This window comes from Bacillus sp. AFS041924 (assembly GCF_002577195.1).
Taxonomy (GTDB): Bacteria; Bacillota; Bacilli; order Bacillales; family Bacillaceae_G; genus Gottfriedia.
Window position 1 is genome coordinate 46,789 of sequence record NZ_NULG01000046.1, and the last position, 17,659, is coordinate 64,447.

Annotated in this window: 20 protein-coding genes and 1 riboswitch; of the genes, 18 read left to right on the top strand and 2 right to left on the bottom strand. The window is 33.5% G+C overall.

Annotation, left to right across the window (positions count from 1 at the left end):
* Window positions 1–251 precede the first annotated feature (251 nt).
* The 8 genes from COC46_RS13720 to metQ all read left to right on the top strand — a co-directional run bounded on the left by COC46_RS13720 (window position 252) and on the right by metQ (window position 5,526).
* Window positions 252–608 (top strand): arsenate reductase family protein, encoded by a 357-nt coding sequence (locus COC46_RS13720; RefSeq protein WP_098810272.1) that lies wholly within the window; start codon window positions 252–254, stop codon window positions 606–608.
* A gap of 45 nt (window positions 609–653) precedes the next feature.
* Window positions 654–1,037: a glycine cleavage system protein GcvH gene (gene gcvH / locus COC46_RS13725; RefSeq protein ID WP_098810273.1), complete on the top strand. Its 384-nt coding sequence runs from the start codon at window positions 654–656 to the stop codon at window positions 1,035–1,037.
* A gap of 375 nt (window positions 1,038–1,412) precedes the next feature.
* Window positions 1,413–1,763 (top strand): ribonuclease M5, encoded by a 351-nt coding sequence (locus COC46_RS13730; protein ID WP_088014517.1) that lies wholly within the window; start codon window positions 1,413–1,415, stop codon window positions 1,761–1,763.
* Window positions 1,764–1,778: 15 nt separating this feature from the next.
* Window positions 1,779–2,102: a thioredoxin family protein gene (locus tag COC46_RS13735; protein WP_098810274.1), complete on the top strand. Its 324-nt coding sequence runs from the start codon at window positions 1,779–1,781 to the stop codon at window positions 2,100–2,102.
* Between the two features lie 203 nt (window positions 2,103–2,305).
* Window positions 2,306–2,668 carry a hypothetical protein gene (locus COC46_RS13740; protein WP_098810275.1) on the top strand — a complete coding sequence of 121 codons (363 nt, stop codon included), beginning with the start codon at window positions 2,306–2,308 and terminating at the stop codon, window positions 2,666–2,668.
* Window positions 2,669–2,745: 77 nt separating this feature from the next.
* Window positions 2,746–2,856: riboswitch (SAM riboswitch) on the top strand.
* Window positions 2,857–2,995: 139 nt separating this feature from the next.
* Window positions 2,996–4,012, top strand: a complete 1,017-nt coding sequence (locus tag COC46_RS13745) for a methionine ABC transporter ATP-binding protein (RefSeq protein WP_098810276.1) — start codon at window positions 2,996–2,998, stop codon at window positions 4,010–4,012.
* A 1-nt stretch (window position 4,013) separates the two neighbouring features.
* Window positions 4,014–4,682 (top strand): methionine ABC transporter permease, encoded by a 669-nt coding sequence (locus COC46_RS13750; RefSeq protein WP_098810277.1) that lies wholly within the window; start codon window positions 4,014–4,016, stop codon window positions 4,680–4,682.
* A 22-nt stretch (window positions 4,683–4,704) separates the two neighbouring features.
* Entirely contained in the window at window positions 4,705–5,526 is an 822-nt protein-coding gene (gene metQ / locus COC46_RS13755; RefSeq protein ID WP_098810278.1) for a methionine ABC transporter substrate-binding lipoprotein MetQ, read from the top strand.
* A 380-nt stretch (window positions 5,527–5,906) separates the two neighbouring features.
* Here metQ and COC46_RS13760 read toward each other — a convergent pair whose 3' ends face one another.
* Complete coding sequence (locus tag COC46_RS13760) at window positions 5,907–6,878, bottom strand: 2-hydroxyacid dehydrogenase family protein (RefSeq protein WP_098810279.1); 972 nt, start codon at window positions 6,876–6,878, stop codon at window positions 5,907–5,909.
* A gap of 245 nt (window positions 6,879–7,123) precedes the next feature.
* On the opposite strand from COC46_RS13760, the gene COC46_RS13765 reads away from it, so the two are divergent.
* Complete coding sequence (locus COC46_RS13765) at window positions 7,124–7,840, top strand: DUF3298 and DUF4163 domain-containing protein (protein WP_098810280.1); 717 nt, start codon at window positions 7,124–7,126, stop codon at window positions 7,838–7,840.
* Window positions 7,841–8,269: 429 nt separating this feature from the next.
* On the opposite strand, the gene COC46_RS13770 is transcribed toward COC46_RS13765, so the two are convergent.
* Window positions 8,270–8,515 (bottom strand): DUF2164 family protein, encoded by a 246-nt coding sequence (locus tag COC46_RS13770; RefSeq protein WP_098810281.1) that lies wholly within the window; start codon window positions 8,513–8,515, stop codon window positions 8,270–8,272.
* Window positions 8,516–8,759: 244 nt separating this feature from the next.
* On the opposite strand from COC46_RS13770, the gene sufC reads away from it, so the two are divergent.
* The 9 genes from sufC to COC46_RS13815 all read left to right on the top strand — a co-directional run bounded on the left by sufC (window position 8,760) and on the right by COC46_RS13815 (window position 17,508).
* The gene (sufC, locus tag COC46_RS13775) at window positions 8,760–9,545 is read left to right on the top strand and encodes a Fe-S cluster assembly ATPase SufC (RefSeq protein ID WP_091023520.1); all 786 of its coding nucleotides are present in this window, start codon (window positions 8,760–8,762) and stop codon (window positions 9,543–9,545) included.
* A 19-nt stretch (window positions 9,546–9,564) separates the two neighbouring features.
* Complete coding sequence (gene sufD / locus COC46_RS13780) at window positions 9,565–10,872, top strand: Fe-S cluster assembly protein SufD (RefSeq protein WP_098810282.1); 1,308 nt, start codon at window positions 9,565–9,567, stop codon at window positions 10,870–10,872.
* The gene (locus COC46_RS13785) at window positions 10,872–12,092 is read left to right on the top strand and encodes a cysteine desulfurase (protein ID WP_098810283.1); all 1,221 of its coding nucleotides are present in this window, start codon (window positions 10,872–10,874) and stop codon (window positions 12,090–12,092) included. The genes sufD and COC46_RS13785 overlap by 1 nt, the downstream gene beginning before the upstream one ends.
* Window positions 12,082–12,531, top strand: coding sequence for a Fe-S cluster assembly sulfur transfer protein SufU (gene sufU / locus COC46_RS13790; RefSeq protein ID WP_098810284.1), 450 nt, complete (start codon window positions 12,082–12,084; stop codon window positions 12,529–12,531). The genes COC46_RS13785 and sufU overlap by 11 nt, the downstream gene beginning before the upstream one ends.
* Before the next feature lie 46 nt (window positions 12,532–12,577).
* Window positions 12,578–13,975 (top strand): Fe-S cluster assembly protein SufB, encoded by a 1,398-nt coding sequence (gene sufB / locus COC46_RS13795; protein WP_025671514.1) that lies wholly within the window; start codon window positions 12,578–12,580, stop codon window positions 13,973–13,975.
* Between the two features lie 242 nt (window positions 13,976–14,217).
* A complete protein-coding gene (locus COC46_RS13800; protein WP_098810285.1) occupies window positions 14,218–14,739 on the top strand; it encodes a DinB family protein in 522 nt (173 codons plus the stop codon).
* Between the two features lie 150 nt (window positions 14,740–14,889).
* Window positions 14,890–15,711, top strand: a complete 822-nt coding sequence (locus COC46_RS13805) for a sulfite exporter TauE/SafE family protein (protein WP_098810292.1) — start codon at window positions 14,890–14,892, stop codon at window positions 15,709–15,711.
* A gap of 18 nt (window positions 15,712–15,729) precedes the next feature.
* Window positions 15,730–17,133, top strand: coding sequence for a bifunctional metallophosphatase/5'-nucleotidase (locus COC46_RS13810; RefSeq protein ID WP_098810286.1), 1,404 nt, complete (start codon window positions 15,730–15,732; stop codon window positions 17,131–17,133).
* Window positions 17,134–17,205: 72 nt separating this feature from the next.
* Window positions 17,206–17,508, top strand: a complete 303-nt coding sequence (locus COC46_RS13815; RefSeq protein ID WP_098810287.1) for a YunC family protein — start codon at window positions 17,206–17,208, stop codon at window positions 17,506–17,508.
* The last annotated feature ends 151 nt before the right edge of the window (window positions 17,509–17,659 follow it).

The window sequence follows — 17,659 nt, forward strand, 5'->3', positions numbered from 1 at the left end:
GTTGTGTCATACTAATATAAGTTGAGTTATTTTTAAGTGGTTAGTCGAAGGTTTGAGTAAATTACTATGATATTTTAAAATAATATATAGTTTTTGATAGAAAATGTAGGAAAACACGAACATTCTACTAGTTTAACTTGATTATTATGCTATAATATTGGTGTGTGACAAATTATTACAGAATTTTCGAACTGAACTATTTTAACTCGCTTATTCCCTGTGATAAAATAGAATTTGGGAGGAGTTGCTAAATGAGTATCATTTTTTATACATATCCAAAATGTGGAACTTGTCGAAAAGCTGCTTCATGGCTTAAAGAGCATAATATTCCAGTAGAAGCTATTGATATTACATTAAATCCGCCTTCAAAGGAGTTACTTGCTGATATTTTTAAAGCAAGTGGACTTTCTATAAATAAATTATTTAATACAAGTGGCGTTAAATATCGTGAGCTTGGATTGAAGGATGTAATTCCAACAAAAACAGAGGACGAGCTACTAGAACTACTAAGTTCAGATGGTAAATTAATTAAAAGACCTCTACTTTTTAATGGAGATCAAGCGACAGTTGGTTTTAATGAAGAAGTATTTGAAAAAGTTTGGTTATAAAATAACTATAAAATTTAAGGTAATTAATCAGAGGAGGATTTCACAATGTCAATTCCAAATGAACTACGTTATTCAGAAGAACATGAGTGGGTAAAAGTTGAAGGTAATAAATACTATATCGGTATTACTCATTTTGCTCAATCAGAGCTTGGAGATATCGTATTTGTTGAGCTACCTGAAGTAGGCGATGAACTAACTAAAAATGAGCCATTCGGTAGCGTTGAGTCTGTAAAAACAGTATCTGAACTATATGCTCCAATCAGCGGTAAAGTAATTGAAGTAAATGCTGATCTAGATGAAAATCCTGAATTCGTAAACGAATCTCCTTACGAAAAAGCATGGATGGTAGTCGTTGAAGCTACAAATGCTTCTGAACTTGATGAGTTAATGACTGCTGGTCAATACGAAGAAATGATTAACCAAGACTAATTATCTTACATTAAGCGTCCTTTACGGGGCGCTTTTTATTTATAGAAATATCTGATCGAAAGCGTTGGTCTTTTGTGATACGATGGCTGATTAGGTATACTTACCCTAGACAGTAATGAGCTCCTCAGGCAAGTGAAGAAACGAAGAAAGCGAACTTTTGTAACGGTTTGAAGCGACCTTTTTTCGTGCATTTTATATTTTATGTGTATAATACTTGTAATAAAGCTTAACTTATTTACATAAAACATAAATTATAGGGACATTTTCATTTAGGGAAAAAAAGGAAACAACAAAGGGAAAATCGAATATACTATATACAAAAGATTTTTAGTCAAAAGTTTTTGAGTCCTATACATTAGGTGATGCCCAGTGAATATTGAAGATCAAAGAAAAGTTATCATTGTCGAAGGTACTACTGATAAGAGAAAAATACAGACAATTATAAAGGAGCCTGTAGATATTATCTGTACGAATGGTACAGTTGGTACTTCAAAGCTAGATGAGCTTGCTGAAATGTTAGATTTAAGAGAAATCTATGTGTTAGTAGATGCAGATGAGGCTGGTGAAAAGCTTAGAAGATTGTTAAAAAGAGAATTTCCACAGGCCGAACATCTGTATATTGATCGAAGTTATCGAGAAGTGGCAACAGCTCCAAGTCAACACTTAGCGAGTGTATTATTAGGAGCGGATATTTTAGTATTTACAGATTATTTACGAACAAATTAAAGAGGAATAAAAATCATGCAACAATGGACAAAGACAGATTTAATGCAAAGAATACAGTCAAAAGAGACAACCGTAATCTATATTTATACCGCAATGTGTGGTACATGCCAAGTAGCATCAAAAATGCTAGATATTGTTAACGAGATTCTGCCAAATTTACCAATGAGTAAAGTGAATATTAATGAAATAGTGGAGGAAGCTCAAAGCTGGAAGATTGAAAGTGTACCTTGTTTACTTATTTTTGAAAATGGGGAAATGAAACAAAAAATCTACGCTTTCCATTCTGTTCCATATTTACATGAACTGTTAAAAAAATATAATTTATATATTAAACGATGAGTGCATACGAAAATAATGCGCTCTTTTTTAATTGGTTAAAAATATTTCCTGTTTTTAGACATATTTCTCGGGAAATGAGTTGAATGGTGTAGAAATAGTATTAAATAATAGATTTTTATTAAGTAAATGTCGAGCGAAATATAAAGAACACACCTCTGATCTATGAGAAAATAGATTAAAGAATCCAAAAAGAGGTGTTTAAGATGGAAATTAAGGAGTGGATTGGACAAGCTAGAAATTTATTTATAAAAAAGGAATATTTACAGATCATTTTACCAATTGAGGAAAAGATAGTAGAGTTTAATGGACTAAATGAAAAATTATTTGTTAGATTAAGTAAAAAGGCACCTTTTATTGAGGTAATTGATCGCTCAATACCTCAGCTTAGAGTTAACTTTACAAAAGATGGATGGGAATCGCTAAATTCAGGTTCGCATAGATTAAGTTTATTATTAAAACTTAAGGATGCTTCTTTTGAAGGCAATTATCGATTATTATTACTTATTGAAACAATTTTTCAATACACAAGTGTTGAAAACGAAAAAAAACTTTTAGAAAATTGTTGACAACTTGTGTCTAACTTTGTAGAATTGGACTTACGTTAAAGAAATACATTAAACAACTTAATAGATCGTAAGATTAACTCTTATCGAGAGAGGTGGAGGGACTGTGCCCTGTGAAACCCAGCAACCGTCAATGAACGTCATTGAAATGGTGCTAATTCCTGCAAAGCATGTGCTTTGAGAGATGAGAGAAAGGAATACTTTTTGTATGTAAAACCTTTCTGCTCATGCGAGTTGAAAGGTTTTTTTGTATTTTGCGACTAAAATAGTACATTCTTACAAAAAATTGAAAGAAAAGTTGTTAGAATGTTTTGAAAGGAGAACTAATGTATGATTCAAATAAATAATGTAAGTAAAATATACAAAGGTAAAAAGGGCACAGTTACCGCAGTACAAAATGTTTCGCTATCGATTGAAGCAGGTGAAATATTTGGCATGATCGGATATAGCGGTGCGGGGAAAAGTACGCTATTACGTATGCTAAACGGACTTGAATCACCTACATCAGGTGAAGTCATTATTAATGGACAATCTATTTCGAAATGTTCATCTAGTCAGTTAAGAAAAGCAAGACAAAAAATAGGAATGATCTTTCAGCATTTTAATTTATTGTGGTCAAGAACTGTATTAGAAAATATACTTTTCCCACTTGAAATTGCGAAAGTTCCAAAAAATGAAAGTATTACTCGTGCGAAAGAATTAATCAAACTTGTAGGTCTTGAAGGAAGAGAAAATGCTTATCCTTCTGAACTTAGTGGAGGTCAAAAGCAACGTGTCGGAATTGCAAGAGCACTAGCTAATAACCCAGATGTTCTTTTATGTGACGAAGCAACTTCTGCATTAGATCCAGAAACAACTGATTCAATACTAGCTTTACTAACTAATATTAATAAACAGCTAGGTATTACAATCATCCTAATAACACACGAAATGCATGTTATACAGAAGATTTGTAACCGTGTTGCAGTAATGGAAAACGGAAATGTAGTTGAAGAAGGACATGTAGTTGATGTATTTACTCATCCTAAACAAGCAATTACAAAGAAATTTGTGACGCAAATCAAAGGTACAGATGAGGAATTAGGTAATGAGGTAATTTCTCAAAGTGTTGTTGGGAAGGATAATACTTACAAGCTTACCTTTAAAAATGGACAAGCAGATCAGCCGCATATTTCTGAAGTAGTGAAGCACTTTGATATTGAAATTAACATTTTGCAAGGGAAAATTGTTCAAACTGCTGAAGGTTCTTACGGAACTATGAAGATTCAACTTGTTGGCGACACAAATAACATCACACAGGCAATTGCTTATCTAGAATCAAAACAAGTTGAAGTGGAGGTAGCATAAGATGGCACAACTTTTTCCGAATGTTGATTGGGAGGCAATGCTTTTAGCTACTCAAGAAACATTATTTATGACAGTAATAGCTTCACTTGCTACGTTCATTTTTGGAATAATCATAGGTTTATTCTTATTTTTAACTAGTAAAGATCAGCTTCTTGAAAATAAATTTTTTAATACTATACTAGCAGCGTTTGTAAATATTTTTCGTTCAATACCGTTTATCATTTTAATTATTTTATTAATCCCATTTACAATCTTTATTCTTGGCTCAATGCTTGGAGCAAAGGCAGCATTACCTGCTTTAATTATTGGTGCTGCACCATTCTATGCAAGAATGGTCGAAATCGGATTACGTGAAATTGATAAAGGGGTAATCGAAGCTGCAAGAGCAATGGGAGCAAGTACATTTACAATCATCGTAAAAGTATTAATTCCAGAAGCATTACCAGCAATTATTTCAGGATTAACTGTTACTACTATTGCAATTGTTGGCTATACAGCAATGGCAGGTGTAGTAGGTGGCGGTGGACTTGGTAACTTAGCATTTATGGAAGGATACCAACGTTCAAATAACCAAGTAACACTTGTAGCGACAGTCATAATTTTATTGATCGTATTCATTCTTCAATTTATTGGTGATTTAGTAACAACAAAAATAGATAAAAGAGCTTAATCATATAAGGGAGGAACTGACAGTGAATTTCAAAAAAATCGTAGGATTAGTAGGAGCAGGTGTTTTAGCATTATCTTTAGCAGCATGTAATAAAGGTGGAGAAGATAAAAATAAGGAATTAGTGGTTGGTGCATCAAATGTACCGCATGCAGTTATTTTAGAACAAGCTAAACCAATCCTTGAAAAAGAAGGAATTAACTTAAAAATTGTTAAATTCCAAGATTATGTATTACCAAATAAAGCACTAGATTCTAAAGAATTAGATGCAAACTATTTCCAACACATTCCATATTTAGAGTCTCAAATGAAAGAAAATGGTTACAAATTTGAAAACGCTGGTGGGATCCACATCGAGCCAATCGGTGTATACTCTAAAAAATATAAAAGCTTAGATGACCTACCAACTGGAGCAAAAATTATTATGAGTAGCTCAGTAGCTGACCATGGTCGTATGTTAAGCTTATTACAACAAGAAGGTTTAATAAAACTTAAAGCTGGTATTGACCCAACTACAGCTCAAATTAAAGACATTGCTGAGAATCCAAAAAACTTAAAGTTCCAAGCTGATGTAGACGCTGGAATGCTTCCAAAAGTTTATCAAAATAATGAAGGCGATGCAGTTTTAATTAATACAAACTATGCAATTGATGCTGGATTAAACCCAATGAAAGATGCAATTGCTTTAGAAGGTAAAGAATCTCCATACGTGAATATTATTGCTGCTCGTAAAGGTGATAAAGATAATAAAGAAATTAAAGAACTTGTAAAAGTATTACACTCTAAAGAAATCCAAGATTTCATTATTAAGAAATATAAAGGTGCTGTAGTACCAGTTAGCGAATAATAAATGTAAAGAGGTTGTCTTATAAAATTTGAGACAACCTCTTTTTATTTGGGAAGTAGGCTATGAACAAAGTATGTCCATTTTTACTTTACTCATAAAGTAGCTGTTTTGTGAATGTTGCTTTTATGATATTGAAAAATACGAACACTAGGTGAACTATATTGATAAAGCTGTGAACTCCGTTGATATAACACTAATTCTCGTTGTTATAAGGCAGTTTCCCGTTGATATATTACTAAAACAGGTTGATATACTGCTTTTAAAAATGAGTCAAATGAGTCTATATTCAATCTTAGCTTTAACCGCTACATATAATGAACGCCATTCAAGAAAAGGCACAAAAAACCCGCAAGGAATCTTCATTTCCTTGCGGGTAATTTTTAATTCTTCACAAGAACATCATTTACAGGTGAAATTGGTGATCGTCCAGCCATAACTTCAATAATATTTTTAGCTGCTATTTCTGACATAGCATCACGAGTTTCGTATGTTGCATTACCAATATGAGGTGTTAAAACAACATTCGTAAGTGATTTTAGTTCTTCTGTTATTTTTGGTTCAAATTCAAATACGTCTAAAGCTGCACCCGCAATAACGCCTTCCTTTAATGCATCCGCTAATTCTTGCTCATTCGCTAAAGGACCTCTAGCTGCGTTAATAAAAAATGCAGTATTTTTCATCTTCGCAAACTCTTCTTTTCCAAACAGGTGGTGCAATTCTGGTTTGTAAGGGCAATGAAGTGTAATATAATCAGAGGCTTGTAATAGTTCTTCCATTGATACGTATGTGGCATTTAATTCTTGCTCAAGCTCATTACTTACTCTTCTTGGTTGATGATAAATAATATTCATATTAAATGCTTTTGCACGATTAGCTACAGCTTGTCCGATATTTCCAAACCCAAAAATGCCAAGCGTTTTGCCAGATACTTCTGTTCCTCTAAAGAATAGTGGGGCCCATCCTTCAAACCCTTTCGTACGGCAAAGTTCGTCTCCTTCAACTATTCTTCTAGAAATCGCTAAAAGAATACCCATAGTTAGCTCAGCAGTTGCATCTGTAGATACCAATGGAGTGTTTGTAACATGTATACCTTTGCTTGTTGCATAATCAACATCGATATTATTAAATCCTGCACCATAATTAGCGACGATTTTTACATTTTTAGCTGCGTCAATTACGCTCTTGGTAATTGGAGTGGATAGTAAACTTAAAATTGCATCTGCCTCTCCAACTAGTTCACATAATTGATCCTCGGTAATTAATTGCTCATTTTCAAATACAGTTACATGATGATTTTTTAATAGTTCTTCAGCTTTGTCTGGAATTTTTCCTGCTACTAAGATCTGTGCCAATTTAGAAACCTTCTTTCAACAACAGTTTTATGTTTGAATGTTCATTTTTTTATTATAAATCAAGTTTCAAATTTTTGTTTAATTAGTATTTGGCTGATTAAAGAATATAATGAGTTTTTAGTTGGTACAACAATGAAATTCAAAGTAATTTAACGTAATTCAGTACTTTATATCCGATTTGCTTATCATAAATACCTTAAAAGATACTCATACTATTTTTTGATAAAGAAAGTAGGAGGAGTCTAGTGAGAAAATTTATCTATTATTTTTTTATTATTATAATGACTAGTAGTATTAATATGGCTACTTTTAAAAATGTTAACGCGGGAACTAAAGACGAAATCCAGGTAAACTCTTTAGCACGACATATTAAAATTACAGAGCAAAAACTTAATAATGCGCCGATAAAGTATCCACAAATAAGTGGAGCATTGAATCAGGCCGCACAACAAAAGATCAATAATTTATTAAAGCAAGGTGCCGAATTAGCGAATAATAATCGTTTAAAACTATTAGAAGATGAAAAAGAAGCTAAGGCAAAATGGGATTCTAGCCAGGGACCATGGAGACCATATGAATATGTATTTACATACAAAGTACTATATAACAATCTCGATAAATTAAGTGTCATTTATAATGAGTACTCATACACAGGTGGGGCGCACGGAATGACAATAGGAACGACATTTAATTTTGATGTGAAAAAAGGTGAAGTAGTTCCACTATCTAACTTAATAAATGGGAATACAAAACCCGTCCAAGAATATGCTTATCAGCAATTACAGAAGAAATATAAAGGGTATGTTTTAATTAAATCCCCTAATGAAATTGATTTAACAGATAAAAACCGATTATGGGCATTTGACCATGCCGGAATCAAATTAATCTTTAAAGAATATGAAGTAGCTGCATACGCTGCTGGAATGCCTGAGGTCTTTATACCTATTCAAGTCTATCAATAAATTTTTAATCATCTTTGTACGGCTGAAAGTACCTTCATTTTATAAGAAGGTTTTTTAGTTTGTGGAAATACTCAATATTTAATTACATACTCAAAGGTTCAAGAGTAAATGAAAAAGCCAGAAGATAAAAATATCTAACTCATGGAGGGGCATGAGTCTCCTTTACAAATATTTGATTATTAATAGAAAATATTATTTTTCAACAGCATGAAAAGAACCTTCATTTTACAAGAAGGTTCTTTTCTCCAGTTATTTAATAAATTGATTTATGAAAATACGCATTTTCGTTAATAATGGTATAGTCTACATTAAATCATTGTTTTGTTTTACCAATAAATTGAACAACTATATGAATGTTGAATAATCTAAATTAAGTATGTACGTTTTATAAAGTGTACACTGAAACGGCAAATTAAAAGAACAAACAATTTAGTCTTCAATTTGTTCTTTTAATAATAATGCGTAAAGATCTTCAACTCGTTCGGTCATAAATCTTTGTGAGTCTTCAATTCCTTTGTTATAAAACATTGGCCCAAGTTTTTGTGAAATAAAGTCTAATAGCAATATAGAGCTTAATTCACTTAATTCTTCGTCTCTTTCTTGCAAGAAATATGTTTGTAGTTGATTAATCGCAAATTTCTGTTGATCAGGTGAAAGCTTAGTTGATTTAGACATAAATTTCTCCTCTTTTTAGTTGTAGTATGAGATTTTTTATTTCCTATATATATAGTATCTCTATTTATTCCTTTTTTGTGAAAAAAGTTACACGGAATAAAACTTTTTTGGTAAAATAGTGCACGGCTTGAAAATACTTTTTAATTGCTTTAAGATTAGAATGAGAATAAAATGAGAATGAACTAAAATAGCCATTTTCTATTTTATAGAATTTTATATGGATTATATTTTTGGAGGGTGTAAAATGGGAGCTTCTACATTAAAAATAAAAGACCTTCAAGTAGCAATTGAAGGAAAGCAAATTTTAAAAGGTGTAAACCTTGAAGTAAAAGGTGGAGAAATTCACGCAATCATGGGACCAAATGGTACTGGTAAATCAACTTTATCATCTGCTATTATGGGTCATCCTAAATATGAAGTAATTGGTGGTAGCATCGAGCTTGATGGTAACGATGTATTAGAAATGGAAGTTGATGAACGCGCTCAAGCTGGTCTTTTCCTTGCTATGCAATACCCAAGCGAAATTAGCGGTGTTACAAATGCAGATTTCTTACGTTCAGCAGTGAATGCTCGCCGTGAAGAAGGCGATGAAATTTCATTAATGAAATTTATCCGTACTTTAGATAAAAACATGGAATTCTTAGAAATGGATCCAGAAATGGCACAACGTTATTTAAATGAAGGTTTCTCAGGTGGAGAGAAAAAACGTAATGAGATTCTTCAAATGATGATGATTCAACCAAAAATCGCTATTCTTGATGAAATTGACTCAGGTTTAGATATCGATGCTTTAAAAGTTGTTTCTAAAGGTGTTAACGAAATGCGTGGAGAAGAGTTTGGTTGCTTAATCATCACTCACTACCAACGTTTATTAAACTACATCACTCCTGACTTCGTTCACGTAATGATGCAAGGTCGTATTGTAAAATCAGGTGGTCCTGAATTAGCTGCTCGTTTAGAAGCTGAAGGATATGACTGGATTAAACAAGAGTTAGGTATCGAAGACGAGACTGTTGGGCAAGAAGCTTAATCGGATAGGAGGGATTCTCATGACAACTGGTACTACAATTCCATTTAGTCAAGAAACAGTTAAGCAGCTTTCAGCAATGCTAAACGAACCTGCATATTTCACAGAGTTCCGTTTAAATGCACTTGCAAAAGCTGAATCACTTTCTCTTCCAAAGCCAGATAAAACAAATATCTCTAAATGGGATTTCTTTGGAAAAGAATTTAATGTTACAACTGGCAATGTTCCTACGAAGGAACAATTACCTGAATCAGTAACAGCTTTAATGAATGAAGACGCTGATCAATCAGTTTACGTACAATATAATGGATCTGCAGTATATCACTCTCTTTCTTCAGAAGCGAAAGAAAAAGGTGTAGTATTCGTAGATTTACACACTGCTATTAAAGATCATGAAGATCTTGTGAAAAAATATTTTATGACAGAGGCTGTTAAAGTCGATGAAAATAAATTAGTTGCTCTACATGCAGCATTAGTTAACGGTGGAGCTTTCTTATACATTCCTAAAAATGTAGTATTAGAAAAACCAGTCCAATCTATTTTCGTAGTAGACGGTGAAACTGTTCCTGCATATAACCACGTTCTTGTTGTTGCAGAAGCTAACAGTGAAGTTACTTATGTTGAAAACTATGTTTCTACATCTGCAAATTTAGATGCGGCTGTTGTAAATGTTGTAACAGAAGTAATTACTTTAGATAATGCAAAAGTTCGTTATGGTGCTGTAGATACTTTAGCTAAAGGCGTTACTGCATATGTTGTTCGTCGTGGACACGCAGGTCGCGATAGCAAAATTGAGTGGGCACTTGGACTTATGAACGATGGAAACTCAATTTTTGAAAATGTTACAAACCTAATTGGAGACGGATCTTTCGGTGACTTGAAAATGGTTACTGTAGGTCGTGGAGATCAAACTCAAAACTTTACAACGAGCATTATTCACTTTGGTAAAGGATCTGAAGGTTGGATCTTAAAACATGGTGTATCAAAAGATGCTGCTACTTCAATCTTTAATGGTATTGGTAAAATTGAACATGGTGCTTCTAAGTCTAATGCACAGCAAACTTCACGTGTATTAATGCTTAGTGAGAAAGCTCGTGGAGATGCAAATCCCATTCTATTAATTGATGAGAATGATGTAATGGCAGGTCACGCTGCTTCTGTTGGTAAAGTAGATCCAACTCAACTTTACTACTTAATGAGTCGCGGTATTCCGAAGAAAGAAGCAGAGCGCTTAGTTATTCACGGATTCTTAGCACCTGTAGTTTCGGAATTACCAATTGAAGAGGTTAAAAAAATGCTTGTTGATGTAATTGAGAGGAAGGTTAAGTAATGGATGTTAAAGCAATCCGTGAAGCCTTTCCGATATTAAATCAAGAAGTAAATGGACATCCTTTAGTATATCTGGATAGTGCTGCAACTTCACAAAAACCTGTTCAAGTAATCGAAGCTGTTGCTAACTATTATAAAGAAATTAATTCAAACGTTCATAGAGGAGTACATACTCTAGGAACGAAAGCTACTGATGCATACGAGGGAGCTCGTGATAAAGTTCGTAAATTTATTAATGCATCATCGATTGAAGAAATTATTTTTACCAGAGGTACTACTACAGCAATCAATACAGTTGCTGCTAGTTACGGAAGAACGAATCTTAAAGCTGGAGATGAAATTGTGATTTCTTATATGGAACATCACAGTAACATTATTCCTTGGCAACAGGTTGCTAAAGCTACTGGTGCAACATTAAAATATATTCAATTAGAAGAAGATGGAACAATCAGCGTTGACCAAGCAAGAGCTACAATTAACTCAAATACTAAAATAGTTGCGATTATGTACGTTTCAAATGTACTTGGTTCAATTAACCCTGTTAAAGAGATTGCAGCAATTGCTCATGAGCATGGAGCGATCATGCTAGTTGATGGTGCTCAAAGTACTCCACATATGAAGGTCGACGTTCGAGACTTAGATTGCGATTTTTATGCTTTTTCAGGTCACAAAATGTGTGCTCCTACAGGCATCGGTGTACTTTATGGTAAAAAACAACTTCTTGAAAATATGGAACCAATTGAATTTGGTGGGGAAATGATTGATTTCGTTGACTTACAAGATTCAACTTGGAAAGAACTACCTTGGAAGTTTGAAGGTGGAACGCCAATCATTGCTGGTGCAGTTGGTTTAGGAGCTGCAATTGATTTCTTAACGGAAATCGGTATGGATAATATCGAAAAGCATGAACACGAGATTGCAAATTATGCACTAGAGCAGTTATCTACTGTGAAAGGTGTAACAATTTATGGTCCGAAGCATCGTGCAGGATTAGTAACATTTAATGTGGAAGATGTGCATCCACATGATGTTGCAACTGTATTAGATGTAGAAGGGATTGCTGTTCGCGCTGGACATCATTGTGCTCAACCATTAATGAGATGGTTAAAGGTATCAGCTACTGCTCGTGCAAGTTTTTATCTGTATAATACAAAAGAAGATGTAGATGCTTTTGTAACAGGACTAGTAAAAACGAAGGAGTACTTTAGCGATGTCTATTAATCGAAATATTGATCTTGATGCATTATATCGTCGTGTGATAATGGACCATTATAAAAACCCTCGTAATAAAGGGGTAGGGGCTATATCCGAAAACGATTTAACAGTAAACATGAATAACCCAACTTGTGGTGATCGAATTGAACTTCGTTTGAAAGTTGATGATGGAATTGTATCGGACGCTCGTTTTGACGGTGAAGGTTGTTCAATTTCAATGGCGTCAGCTTCAATGATGACTCACGCAATTAAAGGTAAAAAAATAGAGGAAGCCTTGCAGCTTGCTCAAATATTTTCAGATATGATGCTTGGAAAAGAATATGATGAATCAATCGATTTAGATGATATTGAAGCACTACAAGGTGTTTCGAAGTTTCCAGCACGAATTAAATGTGCAACACTTGCATGGAAAGCGATGGAGAAGGGCTTAAAATCAGAGGAATAATCCTCTGAGCTTAATCCTCCTCTTCTATAAGAAGGGAGTACGAATAATGTCTACGAATTTGCCAGATATTAGTGATTATAAATATGGTTTTCATGACCGTGACGTATCAATCTTCCGTTCAGAGCGTGGTTTAACAAAGGATATCGTTGAAGAAATTTCACGTATGAAAAATGAACCACAATGGATGTTAGATTTCCGTTTAAAATCTTTACAACATTTTTATGATATGCCAATGCCTCAATGGGGTGGAGATTTAGCTGATTTACGCTTTGATGAAATTACTTACTATGTAAAGCCATCAGAGAAAACAGAAAAGTCTTGGGATGAAGTACCTGAAGAAATCAAAAATACATTTGATAAACTAGGTATTCCTGAAGCAGAACAAAAGTATTTAGCAGGTGTATCTGCACAGTATGAGTCTGAGGTAGTTTACCACAGCATGAAACAAGATTTAACTGATCTTGGGATCTTATTTACTGATACAGACACAGCTTTACGTGAGCATGAAGAAATTTTCAAAGAGCACTTTGGAAAAGTAATTCCGCCAACAGATAACAAATTTGCTGCATTAAACTCAGCTGTTTGGTCTGGTGGATCATTCATCTACGTACCAAAAGGTGTTAAAGTTGATACGCCATTACAAGCATATTTCCGAATTAACTCAGAAAATATGGGTCAATTTGAGCGTACATTAATTATCGCTGACGAAGGTGCACACGTACATTACGTTGAAGGATGTACTGCTCCTGTTTATACAACAAACTCACTTCACTCTGCAGTAGTAGAAATCATCATTAAAAAGGATGCATACTGCCGCTATACAACAATTCAAAACTGGGCGAATAACGTATTCAACCTAGTTACGAAACGTGCTGTATGTGAAGCGAATGCAACAATGGAATGGATTGATGGAAACATTGGTTCAAAATTAACAATGAAATACCCTGCAGTTATTCTTAAAGGTGAAGGCGCTCGTGGTCTTACACTTTCTATTGCAATTGCGGGTAAAGGACAACACCAAGATGCTGGTGCTAAAATGATTCACTTAGCACCAAATACTTCATCTACTATTGTTTCGAAATCTATTTCTAAACATGGTGGTAAAGTAACGTACCGTGGTATTGTACACTTCGGACGTAAAGCTGCTGGCTCTCGTTCAAATATCGAGTGTGATACGTTAATTATGGATAATGCATCTACTTCTGATACAATTCCATACAACGAAATCTTAAACGACAATATTTCTCTTGAGCACGAAGCGAAAGTTTCAAAAGTGTCTGAAGAGCAATTATTCTACTTAATGAGCCGTGGTATTTCTGAGCAAGAAGCTACAGAAATGATCGTAATGGGCTTCATTGAGCCATTTACAAAAGAACTACCAATGGAATACGCAGTTGAAATGAACCGTCTGATTAAATTCGAGATGGAAGGTTCAATTGGTTAATCCATTGAATAACGATAAACCCTGTTGCCAATTGGTAGCAGGGTTTTTTTGAAGAAAAATTTTATATGAAGCGAAGTAAGAGGAAAAGAGCCATTGAATGCATTTGTTTTGTTTTAGTGGTTCTTTAAGTCGTGTTAATAATTGGGGGAATCATGTTATTATCTTTTTTATGGTAAAATTTAACTTGAAAGGTCACGAGATGTTGTTAAAGGAATTTAAATTTTAGTGTGGGAGGTTTTTTTATGAATTTTAACCTTAAAGAAGCTATTGAAGTTTTAGAAAGAACACCCAAATCATTAGAGTCCTTATTATCTGGTTTATCTCAATCTTGGTTAAATTGCAATGAAGGTGAAGGAACGTGGAATGCTTCAGAAGTAATCGACCATTTAATTGAGTGTGAAAAAACAAATTGGATTCCAAGGTTGAACTGTATTCTTAATAAAGAAGGAAGCAACCAGTTTCCTCCATTCGATCGTTTTTCTCATTTGCATGAAAAACATGAAAAATCAGTAGAAGAAAGATTACTTGAATTCAAGAATTTAAGAGCAGAAAATATTACAAAACTACAATCATTGGTTGACCCTGATTTACACCTTGAATTAGAAGGGGTTCATCCAGATCTTGGAACAGTTAAATTAAGAGAATTACTATCTACTTTTGTCGTACATGATCTAACCCATATAAGTCAAATTACAAGGGTACTGGCAAAGAGATACAAAACAGACGTAGGGCCATGGATTGCGAATTTAAGTGTTTTAAAATAGATGTTTAGGAGAGCTTATTAGCTTCATTACTAAAGTTAAAGTAGGATTAACTCGAAGAAATTCGGGTTTTTTTGTGTTAAACTATTATTTAAATCATAAAAAAATAGATTATTTGTGTACTTTGAAGGAGAGAACTTTAGGTTGGATATCATACTACAAATTCTTATACTCATCGGTATAGGACTTGCTGCAGGTACAGTCGGTTCATTGATCGGATTAGGCGGGGGAATTATTATCGTTCCGATGTTGCTTAATATTGATCAATTTTTATCTGCATTTTCGACTGTACCGATTCACGTTGCAGTTGGAACCTCACTGATTACAATTGTATTTTCTTCACTCTCATCCACCCTTTCATATCATAAGCAAAAGCGAATTGATTATAAAAGTGGTATTTTATTTTTAATAGGTAGTGTTCCAGGTAGTTTGTTAGGTACATATATAAATTCACTTTTAAACACAGAGCGATTTACTTTATTCTTTGGTATATTTTTAATCTGTATATCAATATTTCTATTTGTTTCATCTAAATTAAATAAAAAAACAAAGGAAGTACATAAAGGCATTATACGTACATATACAAATGATGAAGGCGAAGCATATATATATAGCTATAGTCTTCCATTAGCCATTTCATTATCTGTTTGTGTCGGAATAATCTCAGGATTATTTGGAATTGGTGGAGGCATATTATTAGTTCCAATGATGGCATTTTTATTCGGTTTTCCACCTCAATTAGCTGTAGCAACTTCAATGTTTGTAGTGATGTTTACTACTCTTGGAAGTTCAATTTCATATATTACATTAGGAGAAGTAAATTTCTATTACATTCTTTTACTTATTCCGGGTGCATGGTTTGGTGGTAAGATTGGTTCATATATTAATCAAAAATTAAAAACTGAAACAATCGCGTTAATTTTAAGGGTAGTCGTATTATTATACGGCATAAAAATAATTATAGAGAATATTTAACGATGGGGTGGTGGAACAATGGAAACAAATCTAACTATAAATATTCGGTTGTTCCATACAAATGACATTCATAGCCACTTTGAAACTTGGCCAATGATTGTCGGCTTGTTGAAGTCTAAAAGAGAACTTGCGAGGTTAAAAGGTGAAGCTACACTTACTTTTGATATTGGAGATTTCGTTGATCGTTTTCATCCAATTTCAGAAGCTACATTGGGTAAAGGGAATGTGGAACTTTTAAATGATGCAAAGTTTGATGCAGTTACAATTGGAAATAATGAAGGAATTACTTTATCTAAAGCTGAGTTATTAAAACTTTATGAAGATGCAAACTTTGATGTATTACTTGGCAATTTAACAATATCGGATGAAGGTACTAGCAGTTTTAGCAAGCCTTTTGAAATATATGAGAAAAATGGAGTAAAGCTAGGTGTTATAGGTTTAACGGTTGCTTATCCCGTGTTTTATGAAACTTTAGGTTGGAGTATAAAAGATCCTTTTGAAATGTTAGCTAATATTCTCCCAATTGTAAGAGCACAATCGGATATCGTCATCATACTTTCTCACTTAGGAATGAGAGATGATCAGCGAATTGCAGAACAGTTTTCTGGAGTGGATATTATCCTTGGTGCACATACTCATCATCTATTTCCTAATGGTGAGTATGCTGGCGAAACTTTACTTTGCGGAACGGGTAAACATGGAAACTATTTAGGCGAAGTTTTGATTACGTTGAATAAAGAAACGAAAAGTATAATAAATACGGAAGCTTCAGTTACTGAAGTACATAAAGTCCCTAGATATTATCAAGATGAAGCGGCGAAAATATTGTTAGCTAATTTAATGAGATTAAGTGAGGAAATGTTAAGTGAACCAGTTACACTACTACCTAGTAACATGAATGTGAATTGGTTTAAAGATAGTCCATTACCGAAATTATTAGCAAATGCTCTTCGACAATGGACAAAAGCAGACGCAAGTATACTAAATTCAGGTATTTTACTTGAAGGATTAACGCAGGGACTTGTTACTAAAGGCGACATACATCGAATATGCCCACATCCTATTAATCCTTGCGTCGTTAGTTTGACTGGAATGGAGTTATTAGATGTTTTAATTCGTTGTGAAGATAAAGAACTAACTCATTTGAAGATGAAAGGTTTTGGGTTTAGAGGAAAAGTGATTGGAAAAATGGTCTATGATGGAATCACGATTGCCTGGCGGGACAAGAAAAGGCATTTTGATCAAGAAAGTATTTTCATTAATGGAGAAATGTTAGATTTAAATCGAATATATGTGATCGGAACTTTGGATTTATTTACATTTGGTCATTTAATCCCTACAATACGTGATGCCCAGTATAAACGTTTTTTTATGCCAGAATTTATTCGTGATGTATTATTGTGGGCTTTAAAAGGTGTATAAAATTTATCAAGACTAGACAGGTTTCACTTTTGTTTTTTTCTCATATTTTAGAATGAGAAAGGAGCGTTGAACTTGATCAATTTAAGCCCAATTATAATAGATAATCATACATTTAATGCTGTGACTGTTTTACTTCCTAAAACTACATTATTAGTTGTTATGAATGACAAAGGATATATAATGTGTGGAGCATTAGATGTAGCTTTATTGAATGATAGATTGCGCGATCGTCAAATTATTGCTGGCCGTGCTGTTGGTGTAAAAACAATAGATGAATTAATAAATGCGCCTTTAGAATCCATTACACATGAAGCAGCAGAGCTAGGTATTCATATAGGAATGATTGGAAGAGACGCATTATTAAAGATGATATAAAAAAAGCCACTAAATTTTATTTAGTGGCTTTTCAGAGTGTTGAAATATAAGTTGTCAATATTGGAACAATAAGAAAATTTTATTAATGATAAAGTGATCTTAATGTTCTTCAATGCTAAAATGTTTGTTGAAAATAAAAATACCAACAAAT